This is a genomic window from Streptomyces sp. NPDC004542, assembly GCF_040610035.1.
Lineage (GTDB): Bacteria > Actinomycetota > Actinomycetes > Streptomycetales > Streptomycetaceae > Streptomyces.
In genome coordinates, this window is the sequence record NZ_JBEXLP010000017.1 from 42,773 (window position 1) to 60,510 (window position 17,738).

Annotated in this window: 8 protein-coding genes; 1 reads left to right on the top strand and 7 read right to left on the bottom strand. The window is 75.1% G+C overall.

Translation table 11 applies throughout. The features are described from left to right. Positions 1 to 132 precede the first annotated feature (132 nt). The 7 genes from ABZX30_RS12815 to ABZX30_RS12845 form a co-directional block, all read right to left on the bottom strand. Positions 133 to 1,677 (bottom strand): hypothetical protein, encoded by a 1,545-nt coding sequence (locus ABZX30_RS12815; protein WP_355932423.1) that lies wholly within the window; start codon positions 1,675 to 1,677, stop codon positions 133 to 135. Continuing rightward, the gene (locus ABZX30_RS12820) at positions 1,677 to 2,687 is read right to left on the bottom strand and encodes a trypsin-like peptidase domain-containing protein (protein WP_355932425.1); all 1,011 of its coding nucleotides are present in this window, start codon (positions 2,685 to 2,687) and stop codon (positions 1,677 to 1,679) included. The genes ABZX30_RS12815 and ABZX30_RS12820 overlap by 1 nt, the downstream gene beginning before the upstream one ends. A 147-nt stretch (positions 2,688 to 2,834) precedes the next feature. Further along, on the bottom strand, positions 2,835 to 4,559 hold the full coding sequence (locus tag ABZX30_RS12825; protein WP_355932428.1) for a hypothetical protein: 1,725 nt from the start codon (positions 4,557 to 4,559) through the stop codon (positions 2,835 to 2,837). After that, positions 4,556 to 8,086: a DUF5682 family protein gene (locus ABZX30_RS12830; protein ID WP_355932431.1), complete on the bottom strand. Its 3,531-nt coding sequence runs from the start codon at positions 8,084 to 8,086 to the stop codon at positions 4,556 to 4,558. The genes ABZX30_RS12825 and ABZX30_RS12830 overlap by 4 nt, the downstream gene beginning before the upstream one ends. 5 nt (positions 8,087 to 8,091) lie before the next feature. After that, positions 8,092 to 9,261 (bottom strand): AAA family ATPase, encoded by a 1,170-nt coding sequence (locus ABZX30_RS12835; RefSeq protein ID WP_355932433.1) that lies wholly within the window; start codon positions 9,259 to 9,261, stop codon positions 8,092 to 8,094. A gap of 64 nt (positions 9,262 to 9,325) precedes the next feature. Further along, positions 9,326 to 14,413 carry a hypothetical protein gene (locus tag ABZX30_RS12840; RefSeq protein WP_355932436.1) on the bottom strand — a complete coding sequence of 1,696 codons (5,088 nt, stop codon included), beginning with the start codon at positions 14,411 to 14,413 and terminating at the stop codon, positions 9,326 to 9,328. Continuing rightward, positions 14,410 to 15,264, bottom strand: coding sequence for a DUF4132 domain-containing protein (locus ABZX30_RS12845; protein ID WP_355932439.1), 855 nt, complete (start codon positions 15,262 to 15,264; stop codon positions 14,410 to 14,412). Before ABZX30_RS12845 ends, ABZX30_RS12840 begins: the two co-directional genes overlap by 4 nt. Positions 15,265 to 15,868: 604 nt before the next feature. Here ABZX30_RS12845 and ABZX30_RS12850 point away from each other — a divergent pair. Beyond that, positions 15,869 to 17,734: a phage tail sheath subtilisin-like domain-containing protein gene (locus ABZX30_RS12850; protein ID WP_355932442.1), complete on the top strand. Its 1,866-nt coding sequence runs from the start codon at positions 15,869 to 15,871 to the stop codon at positions 17,732 to 17,734. Positions 17,735 to 17,738 lie beyond the last annotated feature (4 nt).

The following is a 17,738-nucleotide window of genomic DNA, read 5'->3' on the forward strand; positions in this document are numbered from 1 at the left end:
AGATCGAGGTCGTGCTGGGGCTCTCCCGTCCCCCGGTAGATCCACCACCGGGGCGTCCCGTCGCCGTCCGGGGGGGAGTCGGCAGGCGGAGCGATGTCGTCTGCGGGTTCCGCGGAGGTGGCTTGCGGCATGTCATCCGGACGCATGATGGCCAGACCCCCTTCTGGGGGACGACCCCGGCGCTCCGCTCCCCGGCGCCACAGGAAGCCTAAAGGGATCGTCCCAAAGCAGAGCTAGATGGCAACCGACAGCAGAACCCTCACCAGCATCCCCGTTCCAGGCCCGGATGCGCAACGCCTGCACCACAGCGGGTAACCGTCTGAGGTCGCTTCCGCCCAAAAATTCCGTCAGGTGCGTACGGAACGAGGGGTCCGGCCGCTCCCTGCGGTCCCAGACGACGATGCCCGCACCGGCGAGCAGAGCATGGTCCAGTTCGTCGCCGCCCGCCGCGTCGGCATCCGTCCGCGGTGGCGTGCTCAGCACGACGACGGCAGGGGGGTCGGTGCGCAGCAGCCCGCGGTTGTCGTCCGGGAACCAGTGAACGCGGCCGTCTGCCTTGGCCAGCGCCGAAAGCCAGTTCTTCTGCCAGTTGCGGTGCATCGCGCGCCGTTCCAGTCGGTCAAGGCTGCGCACCATGACGGGGTGATCCTCTCCCAGAGCCGCTCCGGCTCGGTGAAAGGGCTTCTTGGGCCAACGCTCCACCGGGAGATGCAGGAGGTCGTGGGGCAGGAAGAATTCAAGAGCGAGGTCCTCCTGATAACGATGTGCCCATCCGCTCTCGGCCTCCTCGACAAGCGCCTGAACCGTGGTTTCGGCGTCCTGTTCGACGACGACGACGTCCTCGCCGCGGAACGCCAGTCCGCCGCGGCGGGTGACTTGCCGCCACGAGGAGATCAGCACCCGAGTGCTGCCCTCCGCGTCGTCCGCCTTGTACCGGATGCGGATCGTCAGACACGCGGCTGGTGACCAAGTGTCCTGCCCGAAGTCGCAGGCAGTGCTCTCACTCCTGTCCGCCACGGGCGGATCCTGGTCGGCCGCCGCCTCCGGCAGCGGTACCGCCGCCGGAGATCCGAGCCCATGAGGGGACTGCTCGTGTTCCTTCGCCCAGGCCCGCAGACCCTCGGCGCAGGGGCCCTCCGCGATCTCGGCGAGGCGTGCCACCAGCTCGACACAGGGATGCGGGGCTCCGGGTACGCAGTTCAGCGTGGCCGCGTGCAGCACCACGAACAGAGGGTCCTCCGAGTCCTCGGGCGAAAGGGGTTCACCGCGGCTGTAGAACAACTCCTCGTAGATCTCGCCCAGATCCCGCGGTGGGAAGTCACGGAGAAGGTCCAGCAGCCGCTCCCAGTCCTTGGCGGGGAACAGCGGCACCTCGGAGACGGCGATGGCGACCCGAAGGCGGTTCAGGTCGTGTGTCTGGGGTGCCAGTAGCCCGATCCAGGCCTCGAGTGTCCGGAGTCCACGAGGGTGCTCGCGCAGTGCCAGCAGCAGGTTCATGAGCCAGACGCGTCTGTACGGCCCTTCATGGACGTCCAGTGCGATACCCAGCGAACCGCCCACCCACTGGATGCAGTCCCTCAGCACCTGGGGGTCTTGCAGAACCCGGACCTGCTCCAACGCCTCCAGGAGCAGGCGCAGGGGTGCCCACTCACGCCTCCCCCAGTGGCCGGAAACCATCAGAGGCCTCCGCCCCTCTCTCCGTCGGGGGCTCTCCAGGACCTGCGCAGTGTGTCGAGCGCGTCGAGCGTCGCCGTGGACGAGCCGCCGAGCAAGGAGACCGCCTCGATCAGCGCCTCACGTCCGTACGGGAAGCGCGAACAGGCCTGCACGATGCGGAACAACCGCAGCCGTGACTCGGGATGTTCGTACACCTGGTGGCGGATCGTCTCCGGCAGCAGATCGCGTAGTGTACGACCGCCGTCCCCTTCGATCTGCGGCACTCTCAGGAGGCCGTCGGTGATCATGAACAAAGTCGCCACCGCAGGCGGTTCGTTCTTCGGCGGCCGGGGAGCCGGCACAGGGGCGGCCGACAGCGCCGGCCAGCACTCGGCCATCGCCTCGGCCGGAACCATCCAGGCGACATGCGTGGCGGGATCGACCATCGCCGCCGTCAGCAGGCCCACACAGCAGGCTGTCCGTGTGTCCCACACGGGTGCACCGCTGAAACCACGCTCCACCCTGGCGCCCACCGGCGAGAGACCGTCCAACTGCACCCAGCGGGAATGCAGACCGCCCGGTCCGGCGATCTCGGCCGAGACCCAGACGCCGCCTTCCGATCCCGGCGGGTAGCCCATGACCCGTAATCTCCGTCCCGGCTCGGGGCCGGCCGGCGCCAGCGACGCGCTCTGCCACTCCGCCGGCCGGCCCTCGGGCAGAGCGAGCACAGCCAGGTCGATGTGCGATGCCAGTGCTCCATCCTTGGCGTCCACGGGTGCCGGGCGCCATCCGTCCTCGAGGACCACGCCTTTGACCGGTGGGTTCCGGCTGCCCGGCATGTCCAGCCACACGACGTCGCCGTGCGCGCCCGGCCGCCCGACGGCGGCCGTCACTACGTGTGCACAGGTCACCGCCCAGTCGGACAACAGGACGCCCGCGCCCCACACGCTCCCCTCCCGTGACACCACACGAACCTGCCCCGTCCCCGTCACCAAGGTGCGGCCCTCCCCCGTGAGTTGACGGTCATTCATCAACCGGCACCATCATAGAAATGGCAGGCACAACCGTCACCGCCCGTTGTGCCCGGCCTGCCGCCCCTCGAATCGGCGCCGGCCGGGATGGACCGTGCCGGTACGAGGCAGCGGCCGGCCGAACGGGGTGGTGTGCGGGCGCCGGCCTCACGCATCCCACGCGGCGGCGCAGAGCGATCGGTCCACTTCATCGGTGTAGAGGGCGGCGGCCAGCCAGGCGTGGGCGAAGCGGGACGTGTCGGCCGGGAGGAGGCGGCCGAAGGGGTCACGGGTGCGGTCCGCGGCGGCCGACCGCAGCTCGGCGAGCAGGTCGGCCGCGGTCGTCAGCCCGTGGTGGCTCAGGCGCCGGCCGTCGCCGTTCCCCTCCCCGGGGAAGGCCAGCACACGGCGCCCGCCGGAGGCCGCCTGGTGGACGCGGCGCCGCAGCAGGTGGAGGGGGGCCGCGTCCGGGACGGGAGCGGCCCGTCCGGCCGGCGGGGGCGCCCCGGTGGGCAGGTCGGCCTGCTGGAGGTGGTCGAGGCCGAGGTCCACGTGCGTGCCCGGACGCGTGGGGTGTTCGGCGGCGAGCAGCAGGGCGCGGGGCTGCGGGGCCGGCGTGAGACGGGCGACGATCCGGAGCCGGCTGCCCCGGGCCGCGGCCAGCAGGCGGAGGTTGTCGCGGTGGGGGAGCGCGGGGTGGTCGTGGGCGGCGGCCAGCCGGAGCGTGCGGCCGCCGCAGTCGGCCAGCAGACAGTCGCCCGCGGCCTCGCGGACCGTGCCGGTGAGGGTGACGTCCAGGAAGAGCAGGTCGTGGTCGTCGTTCAGGGCTCGGGTGACCTGGTCCGCGACGGGTACCGCCCAGAGCCGGTCCAGGGGCTCGTCGCTCCAGCCGGCGCCGGACGCGCGGACCGCCCGTACCCCCGCACCCGCGCCCAGCCGACCCGTCGGTGAGACGGTGGCCCCGGACACCGCGAGGCCGGCCCGCGACAATTCGCGGTGGGTCAGGGCCGTGTCGCCGATGCGTACGGCGCGGTCGGCCGCGCCCACGGCCCGCCCCGGCCCGCCCGGGGCGACGTCCGGGACCGTGTAGAGACGGCCGTCGGCGTCGGCGGTCCAGGTGACGGCGCCCGCGTAGCCGGTCGCGGTGAGGACGGGTTCGGAGAAGAGGCCGTACAGCCGCAGCGAACCGTCCGGGGTGTAGGGCTGCCGCACGGTGCCGCGCAGGGCCTGAAGGTCCGGGCCGGTCGCGGACGGCAGCCGGTGCGCGACGGACAGGAGCTCGCGCAGCGCGGCGACCAGATCGGCGAGCCGGTACGCCGGATCGGCCGAGCGGGCCGCGCGCACCGCCGTGACCGCGGCGACCGCCGAGGCGGCGGCCCGGTGCAGGCCCGCCAGCCGCGCGGTGTGCGCGGCGCGCAGCAGTTCCGCCTGGAGTACCGCTCCCGCGCCGTCCGTGCCCGCGTCCAGCACGGCCGCCGACGCCTCGTGCACGGCCCGGGCGGCGGCGCGTTGCCCGGCGGTGGCCGTCTCCGGCTGCGCGGGGGTCCGCGTCATGTCCGCTCCGGTCGGCTCCTCGGGTTCGGCGGCGGTGCCGGCCTGTTCCGTGTCGGCGATCGGCGCGGCCGACGCCGCCGCGGCGCGGTGCAGACAGCCGGGGGCCAGCAGACACCCGCAGCGGATCGCGTCCGCGGTGGTCACCGTGCCGCCGGGGGCGTGCAGTTCGATGTGGGTGTCGTCGTCGACGGCGATGCGCACGGTGTCGCCGTCGACGGCGGTGGGCCGGGCGGCGAGCTTGGTGACGCCCGCGTCGAGCCGCTTGCGCAGCCGGGGTGACAACGCCCCGACGAGTTCGGCGGTCACGGACGGCGCGACCGGAGGGAGGTCCGGGTTCATGCGATCTTCTCCCCTACCCAGCGGGCGAGTTCGAGCGGGCTGAGGGCGGCGACGGGCATCCCCGCCGCGACGAGCTGCCCCGCCACGCCGGTGGAGTACCTGGGCCGGCCGGTGTCGTCGAGGCTCGCGCAGCCCAGCACGTGGCAGCCGGCCCCGACCAGGGCGCGGACCTCGGCGAGCAGCCCGCCGAGCGGGTAGCCCTCCTCGAAGTCGCTGACGACCACGACGAGGGTGCGGGAGGGCACGGTCACCAGTTCGCGGGCGTGCCGCAGCCCCGCCGCGATGTGCGTGCCGCCGCCCACGCTCACCTCGAGCAGCAGCGACAGCGGGTCCTCGACATGGTCGGTGAGGTCGATGACCTCGGTGGAGAAGGCCAGGAAATGCGTGGACAGGGTGGGCACCCCGGCCAGCACGGAGGCCGTGAGGGCGGCCCAGACCGTGGACGCCTCCATCGACCCGGACACGTCGGTGACCAGGACCAGACGCCAGTCGGCTGCCCGCCGGGCACGGGTGCGGAAGACCGGCCGCTCGGGGACGACCTGGACGGTGCCGTCCGGTCCGCGCCGCGCGGCCGGCAGGTTGGCCCGCAGCGTGCGGGACAGGTCGAGGCCGCCGCCCGGGCGCCGGCTGGGGCGGGGCAGAGCCGTGCCGTGCAGGGCGGGGCGCAGGCGTGTGGCCAGCTGCCGGGTCAGGGCGTCGACCAGGCGCCGCACGAGCGGACGCAGCGCGGCCAGCCGGGCCTCGGGCAGCCCGCCCGCATGCCGCAGCACACTGCGCAGCAGGTCGACCGAGGGCCGTACGGCGTCGGGGTCGAACTCGGTGAACACGTCCCGGCGGCCCGCCGCGGCGGCCGCCGCCAGCACCTCCTCCCGGATACCCGGCCCGAACAGCGCCGCCAGCTCCTCCGACCACTCTCGCACCCCCGGGTACGGCACCTCGCGCCCGCCCCGGCCACCGCCGGTGAGGTCGCCCCGGCTGCCCTCGCCGCGTCCGCCCCCGTACAGCTCGTCCAGCGCGGTGGCCAGGGCGGCCGCCGGCCGGGGCAGCCGGTCCGTGCGGCGGCCCAGCAGCAGACGCCAGCGGTCGGCGGGGGCCGGCCGGTGCCGCCCGGCGGCCGTGCCGGACGAGGTGCACGCGTCGGCCACCGGCCCGGACTGCTCGTCCGGGCGCGTCGGCGGCGGAAGCAGGCCCCTCGTCCGCAGCACCTCGCGGGCGGCCAGGTCCGCGCGTGTCCAGGTGGCGAGAGCCGCGGGGTCGACGTCCCCGGTGTCCGCCAGAAGGTCGGTGTCCAGCCGCTCCTCGACGGCGGCCATCAGACGGTCGCGGGCGGCCGGGCTGAGTGTGTCGAAACCGCCCCGCAGCGCGGGCAGCCGGTCGAGGAAGTCCTGGTCGCCGAGGACCGACACGCGGGTGAGCAGGGGCTCCAGGGCGGGAGGCGCCGCCTCCAGCAACTGGCCGGCGGCGGTCAGCAGGCCGGTGAGCCGGGCGGTCAGCGCGGACCGGGACTCCGGGTCGCAGGCGGAGTCCACCCAGGAGGCCACGCGCCCGCCGAGCGCCCGCGCGTCCTCCTGCCCGAGCAGCACGCGTACCGCCCCGGCGGCGCCGCGCATCAGCGGGGAACCGTCCGCGGCCAGGCGGGCGAGGGCGTCGGCGAGCCGGATGCCGCCCAGCTGGTCGGCCCGGTGGGCGAGAGCCAGCAGGGCCTGGGCGTCGGCGGGATCCTCCGATCCGGTCAGCCCGTCCACCTGGCGCACCGCGGCCGCGGTGAGCAGTTCGGCCACGGCCGCCACCCGGGCGGTGCGCTCCTCGTCGGTGCCGAGCCCGGCGATGTGCCCGGCCCGCAGCCGGTCCGACAGGGCCAGCGCGGCGAGGAGTTCGGGAAGGGTGCCGCTCTGCGGCAGGACCCCTGCGATGTCCGCGAGCCGCTCGTCCGCGAGTCCCGGCAGCCCGCACTCCGCCGCCTGCTCCAGACCGCGCAGGGCCTGCGCGGCGGTGGGCCCGCCCTCGTCCCGCTCGGCGTGCCGCCGCTCGCGCAGCAGGCCTTCGGCGGCCTGGGCCGGGGTGACCCCCCGTACCCCGGCCGTGGCCAGCATGGCCGCGGTGGCGGGCGTCCAGCGCACCTCCCAACGGGAGGTCAGTGCGTCGGCGCCGCCCGCGCCGACGACGTCCTTCACCTCCGCGTACGGCACGCCGCACACCGTCAGACGGCGCAACAGGATTTCCCGGCGGCGGTCCAGGCCGGAGCGGAGCGGGTCGAGGCGCAGCTCCCGGGCCGCGCCGGGCGTGCCGGCGCCCGGCCCGGGCAGGCCCAGCGCCGACAACTCCGCCTCCACGGCGGGGGCGAGGCCGCTGCGCGGCGCGCCGGGCGCGGGGCGCCCGCCGCGCGTACCGACGAGCACCCGCTCCATCGCCCGGGCCACGGCCCGGCCCCTGCCGTACGGCTCGCCCTGCGCCAGCACCGTCTGCACCGCCTCGACCAGCTCGCCCCGGCCCGCCGCGGGCAGGCCGCGCAACCGCGCCAGGTCCCCGGCGAGCCGGCTGATCTCCCGCGCGTCGGCGGGTCCCGACGGATGACCGAGGGCCCGCAGTGCGGCGCACACCCGTACGGCCGCCCGGGTCAGTGCCTCCTCCAGGGCGTCCGGGTCGCCCGCCGCTTCGAGGACCAGGTGCTGCCACTCCGGGTCCCGGATGCCCGCCGGGTAGCCGGAGCGTTCGTCCAGGAGGGCGTAGGTGTAGGGGATGAGCGAGGTGGTCCAGGCGGCACCGTCACCGGTCCCGGCCCGGGCAACGGAGTCGGTCCCGGCCCGGGCAACGGGATCGGGCCCCGCCCCGTCGAGCGGCGGCACCAGTGCCGGTGCGTGGAAGGCACCGACCACCACGGCCGCCCGCCCGCCACCCGCCGTGGCCTCGGCCAGCCGGGCGCGCATCCACCGCTCGCGCCGCAGGTCCACCTCCGGGACCCCGCCCGAGGCCGCCGCGTCCTCGCGCAGCGCCCACCCCGCGAGCAGCGCGGCCCGGCGCACCGCCTCGGGCGGCGAGCCCGGCGCGGTGGCCTCGACGAGACGGTCCCACAGGTCCTCACCGGGGCGGCCGGTCAGCCGCGACCGCAGGGCCACGGCGAGCCCCGGCCCCCCGGCCGCCGGCTCCCGGTCGCACCGGTCCGCGCCCCACGCGCGGTCGGCCAGTGGCAGATCGCAGGCGAGGACCGGGACCGCGTGGCGGGCCGCCCAGCGGACGGCGGCCAGTTCGGGGGAGAAGTCGGCGAAGGGGTAGAAAGCCGGGCCGCCGCCCCCGTCGCCTGGCGCGGCGGCGAGGGCGACCGGGGCGAGGGTCTCCTCGTGGCCGAGCCAGGGCAGCCATTCCTGCAGTTCGGCGGGGAGCTCGACGAGCAGCACGTCCGGTCTCGCGGCGTCCAGCAGTGCCGGCACGACCGCGGCCAGGGAGGGCGCGTGGTGCCGTACGCCGATGAGGTAGGGCGCCGCCGGGTCGGTGAGGGCCGCGACGGCTTCCTCGGGGGAGAGGGGCACGGCCGTCAGCCCTCCAGGACCGTGCGCAGGTCCCACAGGGTGCGCCAGGTGGCGGAGCCCTGCTCGGCACGGCGCCGCACGGGCCCGTCCCAGTAACCGCGCAGCCGCGCCGCGTCGGCCGGGTCGTCCTTGCGGACCACACCGAGCAGGTGTCCGGGCAGCAGCCCGAGCACGTCGCGGTCCCCCGGGAAGTAGGCGGCGGCCAGCCCCAGCGCGCCCGCCACGGAGACCGCTTCGGCGGTACTCATCACCGTGGAGGGCCGCTCCACCTCCCAGCCCTCCGCCGACCGGCCCTCGCGCAGGTCACGGAAGGCGGTGACGAGGGCTTCCAGGACGGCGTCGTCCACCTGGAAGGCAGCCCCGGCCCGCTCGACGGCGGCCCGCGCCTGCCGGCGCACCAGGGCGGTCTCGGCGTCGAGGTCCGGGATCGGGCCCACCGTCTCGAAGTTGAAGCGCCGCTTGAGCGCGGCGGACATCTCGGAGACGCCCCTGTCCCGCAGGTTGGCGGTGGCGATGAGGTTGAAGCCCGGCGCGGCGTGCGCGAGCGCGTCCTCGGTGCCGGTCAGCTCGGGGACCGCGATGCGCCGCTCGGAGAGCAACGACACCAGCGCGTCCTGCACTTCGGGCAGGCACCGGGTGACCTCCTCGACCCGGCCTATGGCGCCCCGGCGCATCGCGGCGAGCACGGGCGAGGGCACGAGCGCCTCCCGGCTGGGCCCCTTGGCGAGCAACAGGGCGTAGTTCCAGCCGTACTTGAGCTGGTCCTCGGTCGTGCCCGCGGTGCCCTGCACGACCAGCCCGCTGGTGCCGCACACGGCGGCGGACAGCAGCTCCGACAGCATGGACTTGGCGGTGCCGGGCTCGCCGACGAGCAGCAGGCCGCGCTCACCCGCGAGCGTGACCACGCACCGCTCGACCAGCGCACGGTCGCCGACGAACTTGCCCTCCACCACCAGCCGGCGCGGCACGCCCCCGGGCACCGCCGCGTCGTCGGGCAGGCGCAGCGCACGCCCGTCGCTGCCCATGACGAACGTGACGACGGCACGCGGGGTGAGCCGCCAGGCGGGCGGACGCGGCCCGTCGTCGTACGCGGCCAGGAAGGCCAGTTCGGTGGCGTACCGCTCCTCGGGCGGGACGATCTGCCGGGTGGCGTCGGGAACGAGGGTGGTGGTCATCGGCGGTGGTCCTCAGAGGCGGTGGTACGGGTGGTGGTCGGGGAAGCCGTCAGGCCGGTGCCGCTCATCGGCGGCGCCCGCGGCGGGTCGCCCGCGTGGTCAGCTCCTCGTACGCCGGGGCGTCTCCCGCGCACACGCGGTCCCAGGCGCGGGCGAACACCTCGGGCACCGGAAGCGGCGGTACGGTACGGCCGCCGTGGCGGGACACCGGGTAGAGCCCCTCCTTCCAGGTCTCCACCGGCAGCGCCGGCGACCTGAGGTCGTGCCAGCCGCAGGGCAGGAACAGGGTGCGCCCGGCGCGCGGCCGCTTCGCCTCCACGACCAGGTCCGTCGCGGCCAGTTCGGCGCGGGCCTTCTTCAGGCGGGCCGGCTTCCAGCCGGTCCAGCGGGCGCGGTTGCGGTCCGTGGGGTCGGGCAGGGCCAGCAGTTGCAGGTACAGCGCCGCCGCGTCCTCGCTCAGCCCCTGCGCCCCGGCGACCTCGGTGACCAGCGCGGGAACGCTGACCAGGGGGTCCTGGGCGTGGCCGGTCGGGCCGTCCGTCCCCGCCCCGGCCGCGAGGGCCCGGCCGAGGTCGTCGCCGAGGATCGTCCGCAGGGACCGCAGGGCGTCACCCCGCGCAGGACCGACCAGGCCTTCGAGGAGCAGCAGGACGTCGTCGTCGGGGCCGGTGAGCGCGGCCGGACGGACCAGCACGCTCTCGCTGTCGCCGTACCAGGGACGCAGGACGAGCGCCTCGCCGACCCGGGTGCGCCCGTACGCGTCGGCGCCGCCCGTGGCGGGCAGCCCGTACGCCTTGCGGAGTTCGGCGGCGGTCGGACCGCCCTTCTCCGCCCAGGCGACATCCAGGTCGAGCAGCAGCTCCGGGTCGCTGAGCCGGCGGCGCAGCGCCGCCAGGCCGGCCGGCAGGGCGGCGCGCAGCGGGTGCCCGTACGGCAGGTGGTAGGCGAGCTGGGACAGCGCGGCGACGGCGCCGGTCAGGTCGTGCCGGCCGGGGACGGCCGCCGGGTCGGCCCAGACCAGGTCGCCGTCCTGGCCGGGGCGCAGGACGGTGGTACGGCTCAGCCACGGGGTGTGCCCGGGGTTGAGCACCGCCTCGGCGGCGCCGGCGCTCACCGGAAGCCCGTCGGCGAGCTCCTCGGTCAGGCGTAGCAGCGAGCCGTGGCGCTCGGCCCACACCCGGCCCGCGGCCCCGGTGTCGGGGCCCGACGTCCACAGGTCGGCCGGGTCCTCGGGCAGCAGGGCCGCGACGAGCTCGGCACGGCCGTCCGCGCCGAGCGGGGCCAGCATGCGGTCGCCGAAGTCCACCTGGCGTGGCTTCAGCCCGATGACGGCGGACACCTCGGCGTCGGGACGGCCCGGCAGACCGGCGAGCAGCACGGTGGCCTGCACGGGACCCAGCCCCTGGCCGGTCGCGGCGGCGAGCGCGGCGGGTGCCTCGGGCCGCCACGGCGCGGCGCCCTTGTCCCGGACCAGCCGGGTGACGGTAGCCAGTTGCTCGGTGGAGATCCGCGGCGTGTGCCGGGTCTCCCCGGTCAGCGCGAAGTGGGCGACGGCGCCGAACGCGCCGGCCGGATCGTGGTCGAGGGCCAGCCAGTCCACGCGGTCGCGCTGGGAGTCGACGCTCTGGCAGCCGAGGACGACCACGGTCCGGCCCTCGCGGCGCAGTACCTGCCCGGTCCGCTGCTGCTTGTCGTGGGGTTCGCTCAGCACGATCTCGCGGAGCGTGTCCCCACAGGCGGTGACGAGCGGTCCCTCGGTCATCGCCTCGAACAGCAGGAGCAGCGCCTCCCGCTCGGCGTCGGGCAGGGCCGCCGAGGCGGCGCGGTGGGCGAGGGGGCGCAGCACGGACAGCAGATGCGTCCACACCATGCCGATGCCGGGAATCGTGTGCTCGTCGCTGTGCCAGCCGCCGGCGAGCGCGGCGAGCCGCTCGCGGTCGGGCAGCGGCCTGCCGTCGGCGGGCCTGCCGGACAGCACGTGGTTCACGGACCGGATCTGACGCAGCACGCTCCACCGCTGTCCGCCCCACCACGAGCCCAGGCGGGCGAGGCCGGCGGTGGCGACGTGCAGGGCGCGGTCGTCGCCGAGTTCCGGACCGTAGTCGGCGAACATGCCCTCGGTCCGCCGGCGGTCCGGCCGCGGCCGTTCCACGGGCGGTGCCGCGAAGGCGGCGGCCGACTCGGCGATCCCGAGCGCGGTACGGACCAGGGCGGCGACGCCGGTGAGCATCCGCTCGTCGGCGAGAGGGGGCAGGGCGCCGGACACGGCCTCGCGGGCGACCTCGTCGGCGGTCGGCACGCCGAGCCCGCCGCCGGTGCCCGGGTCATGGGTGATGCTCTTGCGGGCGGCCGCCTCCCGCTCCCGCCGCTCGGCCAGCGCCGCGGCCGTGACCCGCTGTACTTCGGCGGCCTGCTCGTCGGTGAGCGCGCGCAGCACGGCCGACGACCGCTCGTCCCGGGGGCGCAGGGCGTGCCAGAAGGCGACCGGCGGCACGAGCCGGGTGCCGGCGGCGAATTCGCCGCCCTGCTCGAGCGGTGCCACCCGGCCGAGCAGACCGGCGTCCGAGGTGTCGTCGCCCGCGAACAGGGCGACCTTCGGGTACAGCTGCGCGACCACCGGCTCGGCTCCGCCCGGCAGCCTCAGCCTGCCCAGCGGGACACGGCGCCCGTGCCCGCGCTGGGCGGCCAGCGTGACGGTCCGGCCGTCCGGGGTGCCCGCGGTGGTCACCGCCGCGGGCCCCTGTCCCTCGGTGCGCACCCAGCGGCCGAGCACCGTGCCGTCGGTGCCGAACGGGCTGTTCTCCAGGCCCGGTTGCAGTGGCAGCACCTCGCAGTGCGCGGGCAGCAGGGTCGCGACCTCGCGGATGCCCGACCGGAGGAAGGCGGGCAGCGAGGCACGGCCGTGCGTGCCGGTGGCCGGGTCGTACTCGAGCCACACCGTCTGCCGGCCCTGCCTGCCCTGCCGCCAGTACGTGGTGCCGTCACCGATGACGGCACGACCGGGCGGCAGGACGGTGTCGCCGGCGTGCAGGGTGCGCCCGCCGGTGGCCCGGCCGCCGTCGGGCAGCGGGATCGAGGGCGGGCCGGCGTCGTGGCCGGACCAGTAGGAGGGGAGCTGCTCGCCGGTGAGCGGGAACACCTCGGCAGGCCTGGTGGACCAGTAGCCGAACTGCTCGCTGCCCTGCCGCCACATCACCAGGAGTTCGCCGTCGGTGTAGCGGAACCGGGGGCGCTGCCAGCGGTCGAGATCGTCGGGCAGCCGCAACTCGTGCTCGAGCAGGATCTCCTCGGGGCCGACGACGACCGCCTTGTGCCGGCGGGTGAGGATCAGCGCCGGCCAGGCCTCGGTGACGGTCAGGGTGTTGTCCTCGCCCTGCCGGGGCTCGCCGTCGAGCAGCCGCAGCCCTTCCTCCAGGGCGGGCCAGCCGAGTTCGTCGAGGATGCCCGCGCGCAGCGTCCGGCCGAGCAGCGGCGCGACCGCGTGGCCCGCGATCCGGGCCACGGCCCCGGGGCTGACCTCGCGGGCGACGGCACGGAAGGGCCGCAGCCGGTCGAGGGCCGCACGGGCGCCGGGCAGGCCGACCGCGCGTGTGAACTCACCGGCCGCCTCGTCCAGCCACTCGCCCAGGACGTCACCGAGCACGGGGTGGGCGGCGAGGGCGGCCAGCACCTCGGGCGTCACCCGCTGTCCGTTGCCCAGCGTGCCGACGGCCCCGTGCAGCAGGCGCCGCAGGCGCGGGTCCGCCGCGGTGGCGACCAGATCACGCCGCCCGGGCAGGGCGGTGTCGGGCAGCCAGCGCTCCAGGGCCAGATACACGTTCACGCCGGGGTCGGGCACGGCGAGCGGGATGCCCTGCGCCGCGCACAGGTCCAGCAGGTCGAGGTCCGCCCCGGCGTGCCAGCGTCCGGTGAACAGGTCGACGGGCCGCCCCGCGGCGCGCAGCTTCGGCGCCATCCGCTCGACGAGCGCGAGCGTGGCCGGGGAACGGCGGGTGTGGGCGCTGCCGTGCTTGCGGTGCAGTGCCCAGCGGCTCAGCCAGTCGGCGGCGTCGACGCCGGGCCCCGCGTCGGTGTCCTCTCCGTCCTCCCCGGTCAGCAACCGGTCGGCGCCGCTCTCCGCCAGCAGCGTCAGCCAGAACTCGTCGTCCTCGACCTCCCGGCCCAGCCCGGCCGGCATGATCTCCAGCAGCCGGGCCCGGATCGCCGGCCGCTGTGCGGCGAGGAGCGGCAGGGTGGCACGGTAGGCGGTCCAGAAGGAGGCGGGCGCGCGGACAGCGGCGGGCGAGGCGAGCAGATCGGCGAGGAGGTCGCACTCCTCGGTGTCGCGCGGCAGCCCGGCCGCCTTGATCAGACCGCGCGCGTCCTGCGGCAGCGAGGCGTACGGCGGCATCCCGGCCGCGCAGCGCTCCACCGTCAGCTGCCGGAACTGCGCCCATGCCGCGGCCGGGTCGAGCCGCCGCGCGAGGTCCTTCACGTGCTCCTTGAGCGCCTTGACCGTCAGCGCCCCGGCGAAGGCGAACTCCAGGAACACCGCCCGCTGCCGCTCCTCGTCGACGGTCAGCGCGTGCACCCGCTCGGCCTCGCGGGCCTTGCCGAAGAAGGCGGCGGCGTAGGTGGTGTTCTCGTGCTGGAGGAAGACGCGGGCGGCCTGTTCGTAGAAGGTGGGCAGGAAGTGCGGCACGGCCCGGCCGAGGCGCACGCCGAGCGTCTCGAAGCCGTCCTTGGCGTTGCCCGGGCGGGACTTGGCCATCCGGGCGAGCCGCTCGACCTCCTTGACCAGGGCCAGCGCGTGGTGCCCGTTCGCCGGGTCGTTGACCAGGGCCCAGGCGGGGAAGCCCAGTGTCTCCCGGCGCACCTGCCCGACCTCGGGCGTGCTGGGTTCCCGGGCCAGGCCGAGGAACTCCAGCGCCAGGTCCTCGGCCTCGCCCAGGGTGCCCGGCACGAGCCGGACCACGCGGCGGTCGTCGAGGGCCGGGTGGGTGTAGGTGCGGACGGTGAGGGTGTCCGCGTCCTCGCGGGCGGTGGAGCCCGGCGGCAGGACGGCGCCCGCGTCGAGCAGCGCGGCCGCGCTCGTCCCGGCGGCCCCCGCGGTCCCGGCGGTCCCCGTGGTCCCGGCGGTCCCCGTGGTCTCGTCGTACGTCGTCACCGTCATGCCGCCCGCTCCTCGTCCTCGATGTCGCGTCCGGCGTACAGCGCGGCCGCCATGCGCATGCCCTCCGACCAGGCGACCGGGCCGACCTGACCGAGCCTCAGGGCCCGGCCGGCGGCGTCGGTCCACATCAGCGGTCCGGTCTCGGTCTCCTCGTAGCCGTCGTAGTCGCCGATCCACACCCGGGCCTCGGTCCCGCGGCCGTCCTCCAGCACGGAGCACACGGCGTTGCCCCCGCGGACGCGGTAGCCCAGCTGGGTGGCCCGGCCGTGCAGGAAGCGCAGCTCCTTGAACGAGCCGCCCGCGTACTCCTCGATCTGCGTGCCCTCCGCGTCGACGGCGGCCGGGCGGGGGAACACCTCGCGGAAGAGCTGCTGGGCCCGCTGCTCCACACCGAGTTCGACCGCGAACTCGCGCAGTTCCTCGAGGTCGTCGAGGAGCACCGGGTGCGGGATGCGGACGAGGCCGGGGGCCACCCGCACGGTGTCGCCGTCCAGGTCGACCAGGCCGAGGCCGCGCTCGGGATCGGCGTCTCGCAGGAATCCCGCCACCGCGCCGTCGGCGCCGGTGACCACGAGGTCACGCAGAGCGGTCTGCCAGGCGGGGTCGGGCCACACCCGGGCGATGACGGCGAGGGGCACGGGAAGGGAGCGGACCATCCACCGCTCGACGTCGGCCAGGCACTGCCGCTCGTGCCGCTCGAGCCACTCGACCAGCTGCCGTAGCCCCACGACGGCCGGTTCGTCGGCGAGCTTGGCGGGGACGGACTTCAGCCGCCGTCCGGACGCGTTGCGGCACACCACCTTTCCGGCTTCCAGGGCGACCTCGTAGTCGCCTGCCCGCACCCACCCCATACGTGCCTCCCCGCACCGCAGTGATCAAGTGACAGGAACTCTAGGACAGGGCACTGACAACGCCCTCCGGGCCGACTTCGTCCAGTCCCTGGGGACGGCGGCCGCCGGGCGGTCACGGCGGAACCGGCCACGGCGGATTGTGTATGACCCGAGGAGGCCCAAGGTGTGCGCGAGGGGTGACACCGGGGCGCATGTCGTACTGTCGCACCGGTTGTGGCGGGTGGGGGGGCACGGATCCTGTTCCGGGCGGCGGCACCTGTGGGCAAGCTGTGAACCACTTGCCGACGGCACGCGGTCGCGGTGTGCGCATGTCGCGAACCGACCTTCATGAAACCTTCGCCCCTGCTGGCCAGAAGGCACCTTGTTCCCCCAACCGGCAACCCTGGAAGGTGGATTGAGCACCAGCGCATCAGGAGTCACAAGCACGCTGCTTGACCCGGCCGCACCACCGTGTCCGGGCGCTGACGGGGGAAACCGATGCGGTGCGCTCGGCCGCCGCCGTCCGCTGCCCGGGGCCGCCCGCCGCACCGAACCGGAACATATTCCTCCGCTGTCTGCTTCCTGGTGCCTTCGCCCGGTGCCCGAGACAGGGACAGGAGGGGGAATGCCGATGAGCGCCCCGAGCGCCGCCAAGCCGACGTATCCCGGTGTCTACGTCGAAGAACTTCCCAGCAGCACCCGCACCATCTCGACCCTGACCACATCGGTGACCGCGTTCGTCGGCCACACCCGCCGGGGCCCGCTGAACGAACCGGTACGCGTCACCAGTTTCGCGGAGTTCGAGCGCCGCTTCGGCGGCCTGAGCGCACGCAGCGCCGTCGGCTACGCCGTCCACCAGTTCTTCGGCAACGGCGGCACCGTCGCCGTGGTCGTCCGCGTCACCAGGGCCGGCATCGGCAAGGCCGCCGGCGTCACCCTGGAGTCCACCGAGGGCCGCAGCGAGAACCACGTTCTCCAGGTGCACGCCAGGGAACCCGGCGTATGGGGCAACGGGCTGCGCCTCGCCGTGGACCACGACACGCCCTGCCCCGAAGAGACCTTCGACCTGCGCGTGTACGACGCCAGGGGCGAGGCCAGGGAGAGCTTCACCGGCCTGTCCATGGACCCCGACAGCGACCGCTACGCGCAGACCGTGATCAACGCCGGTTCCCGGCTCATCCGCGTCGAGGTGCTCGGCGAGGGACGCCCCGACCCGTCCGGCACGGTCTCCAAGCCGTTCGCGCACGAACTGCCCGACCTCGCGGTGGACCTCACCGTCAAGATCGGTGACGTGGAGCGCGAGTTCACGCTCTACGACCCCGACCGCGACGGCGAGGCCCCGTCCTCCGTGGCCGAGCTGGCCCTGCTGCTCGAGCGCAAGCTGCGCGCCCTGCCCGACGCTCCGGGCCGGCACGCCTTCGCGGGCGCCGAGGTCACCGCCTTCGGCCGCCGCCTCCAGGTCGTCGCGGGATCCACGAATCCCGCGGACGTCGTCCGCTTCGTCGGTGAGTGCGCCAACGACCTGGGCCTGGAGGCTTCCGTCAACCCGCCCGTGTTCCCGCTCGAGGGCGGCGAGGACGGCCAGGCGCCCGGACCGCGGGACCTGATCGGCTCCGAGGCCGACAAGAGCGGCATCCAGGCCCTGCGCGCGGTGGCCGACGTCAACCTCCTGGCGCTTCCCGAACTGGCCGCGTACGAGAAGACCGAGGACATGCTCACCGTCGTCTCGGCGGCCCAGCGCCTGTGCGAGGAGAAGAGGATCTTCCTGCTCGTCGACGCGCCCGGCACCTGGGGCAGCGTGGACACCGCCCGTGCCGGGATCGCCGCCTTCGACGCCGTACGCGGCAACCACGCGGCCCTCTACTTCCCGCACCTGCAGCTCACCGACCCGCTCACCGGCCGGCTGCGCGCCTTCCCGCCGTCCGGCGCCGTCGCCGGCGTCATCGCCCGCACGGACGCCGAGCGCGGCGTGTGGAAGGCACCCGCCGGCACCGAGGCGCGGCTCGCCGGCGTGCACTCGCTCACCGTCGGCCTGACCGACCGCGAGACCGGTCTGCTCAACCCGCTCGGCGTCAACTGCCTGCGCACCTTCCCACTGACCGGCCCGCTGGTGTGGGGCGCCCGCACCCTGGAGGGCTCCGACGCGCTCGACAGCGAGTGGAAGTACGTCCCCGTGCGACGGCTCGCGCTCCACGTGGAGGAGAGCCTCCAACGCGGCCTGCAGTGGGTGGTGTTCGAACCCAACGACGAGAACCTCTGGCAGCAGATCCGGCTCAGCGCCTCCTCGTTCCTGCACACCCTCTTCCGGCAGGGCGCGTTCAAGGGCGGCACTCCGCGCGAGGCCTACTTCGTCAAGTGCGACGCCGACACCACGACCGAGGAGGACGTCGCGAACGGCGTGGTCAACGTCCTGGTCGGCATCGCGCCCGTCCGCCCGGCAGAGTTCGTGATCGTCAGGATCCAGCAGACGTCCGGCCAGTTCGCGCTCTAGCACC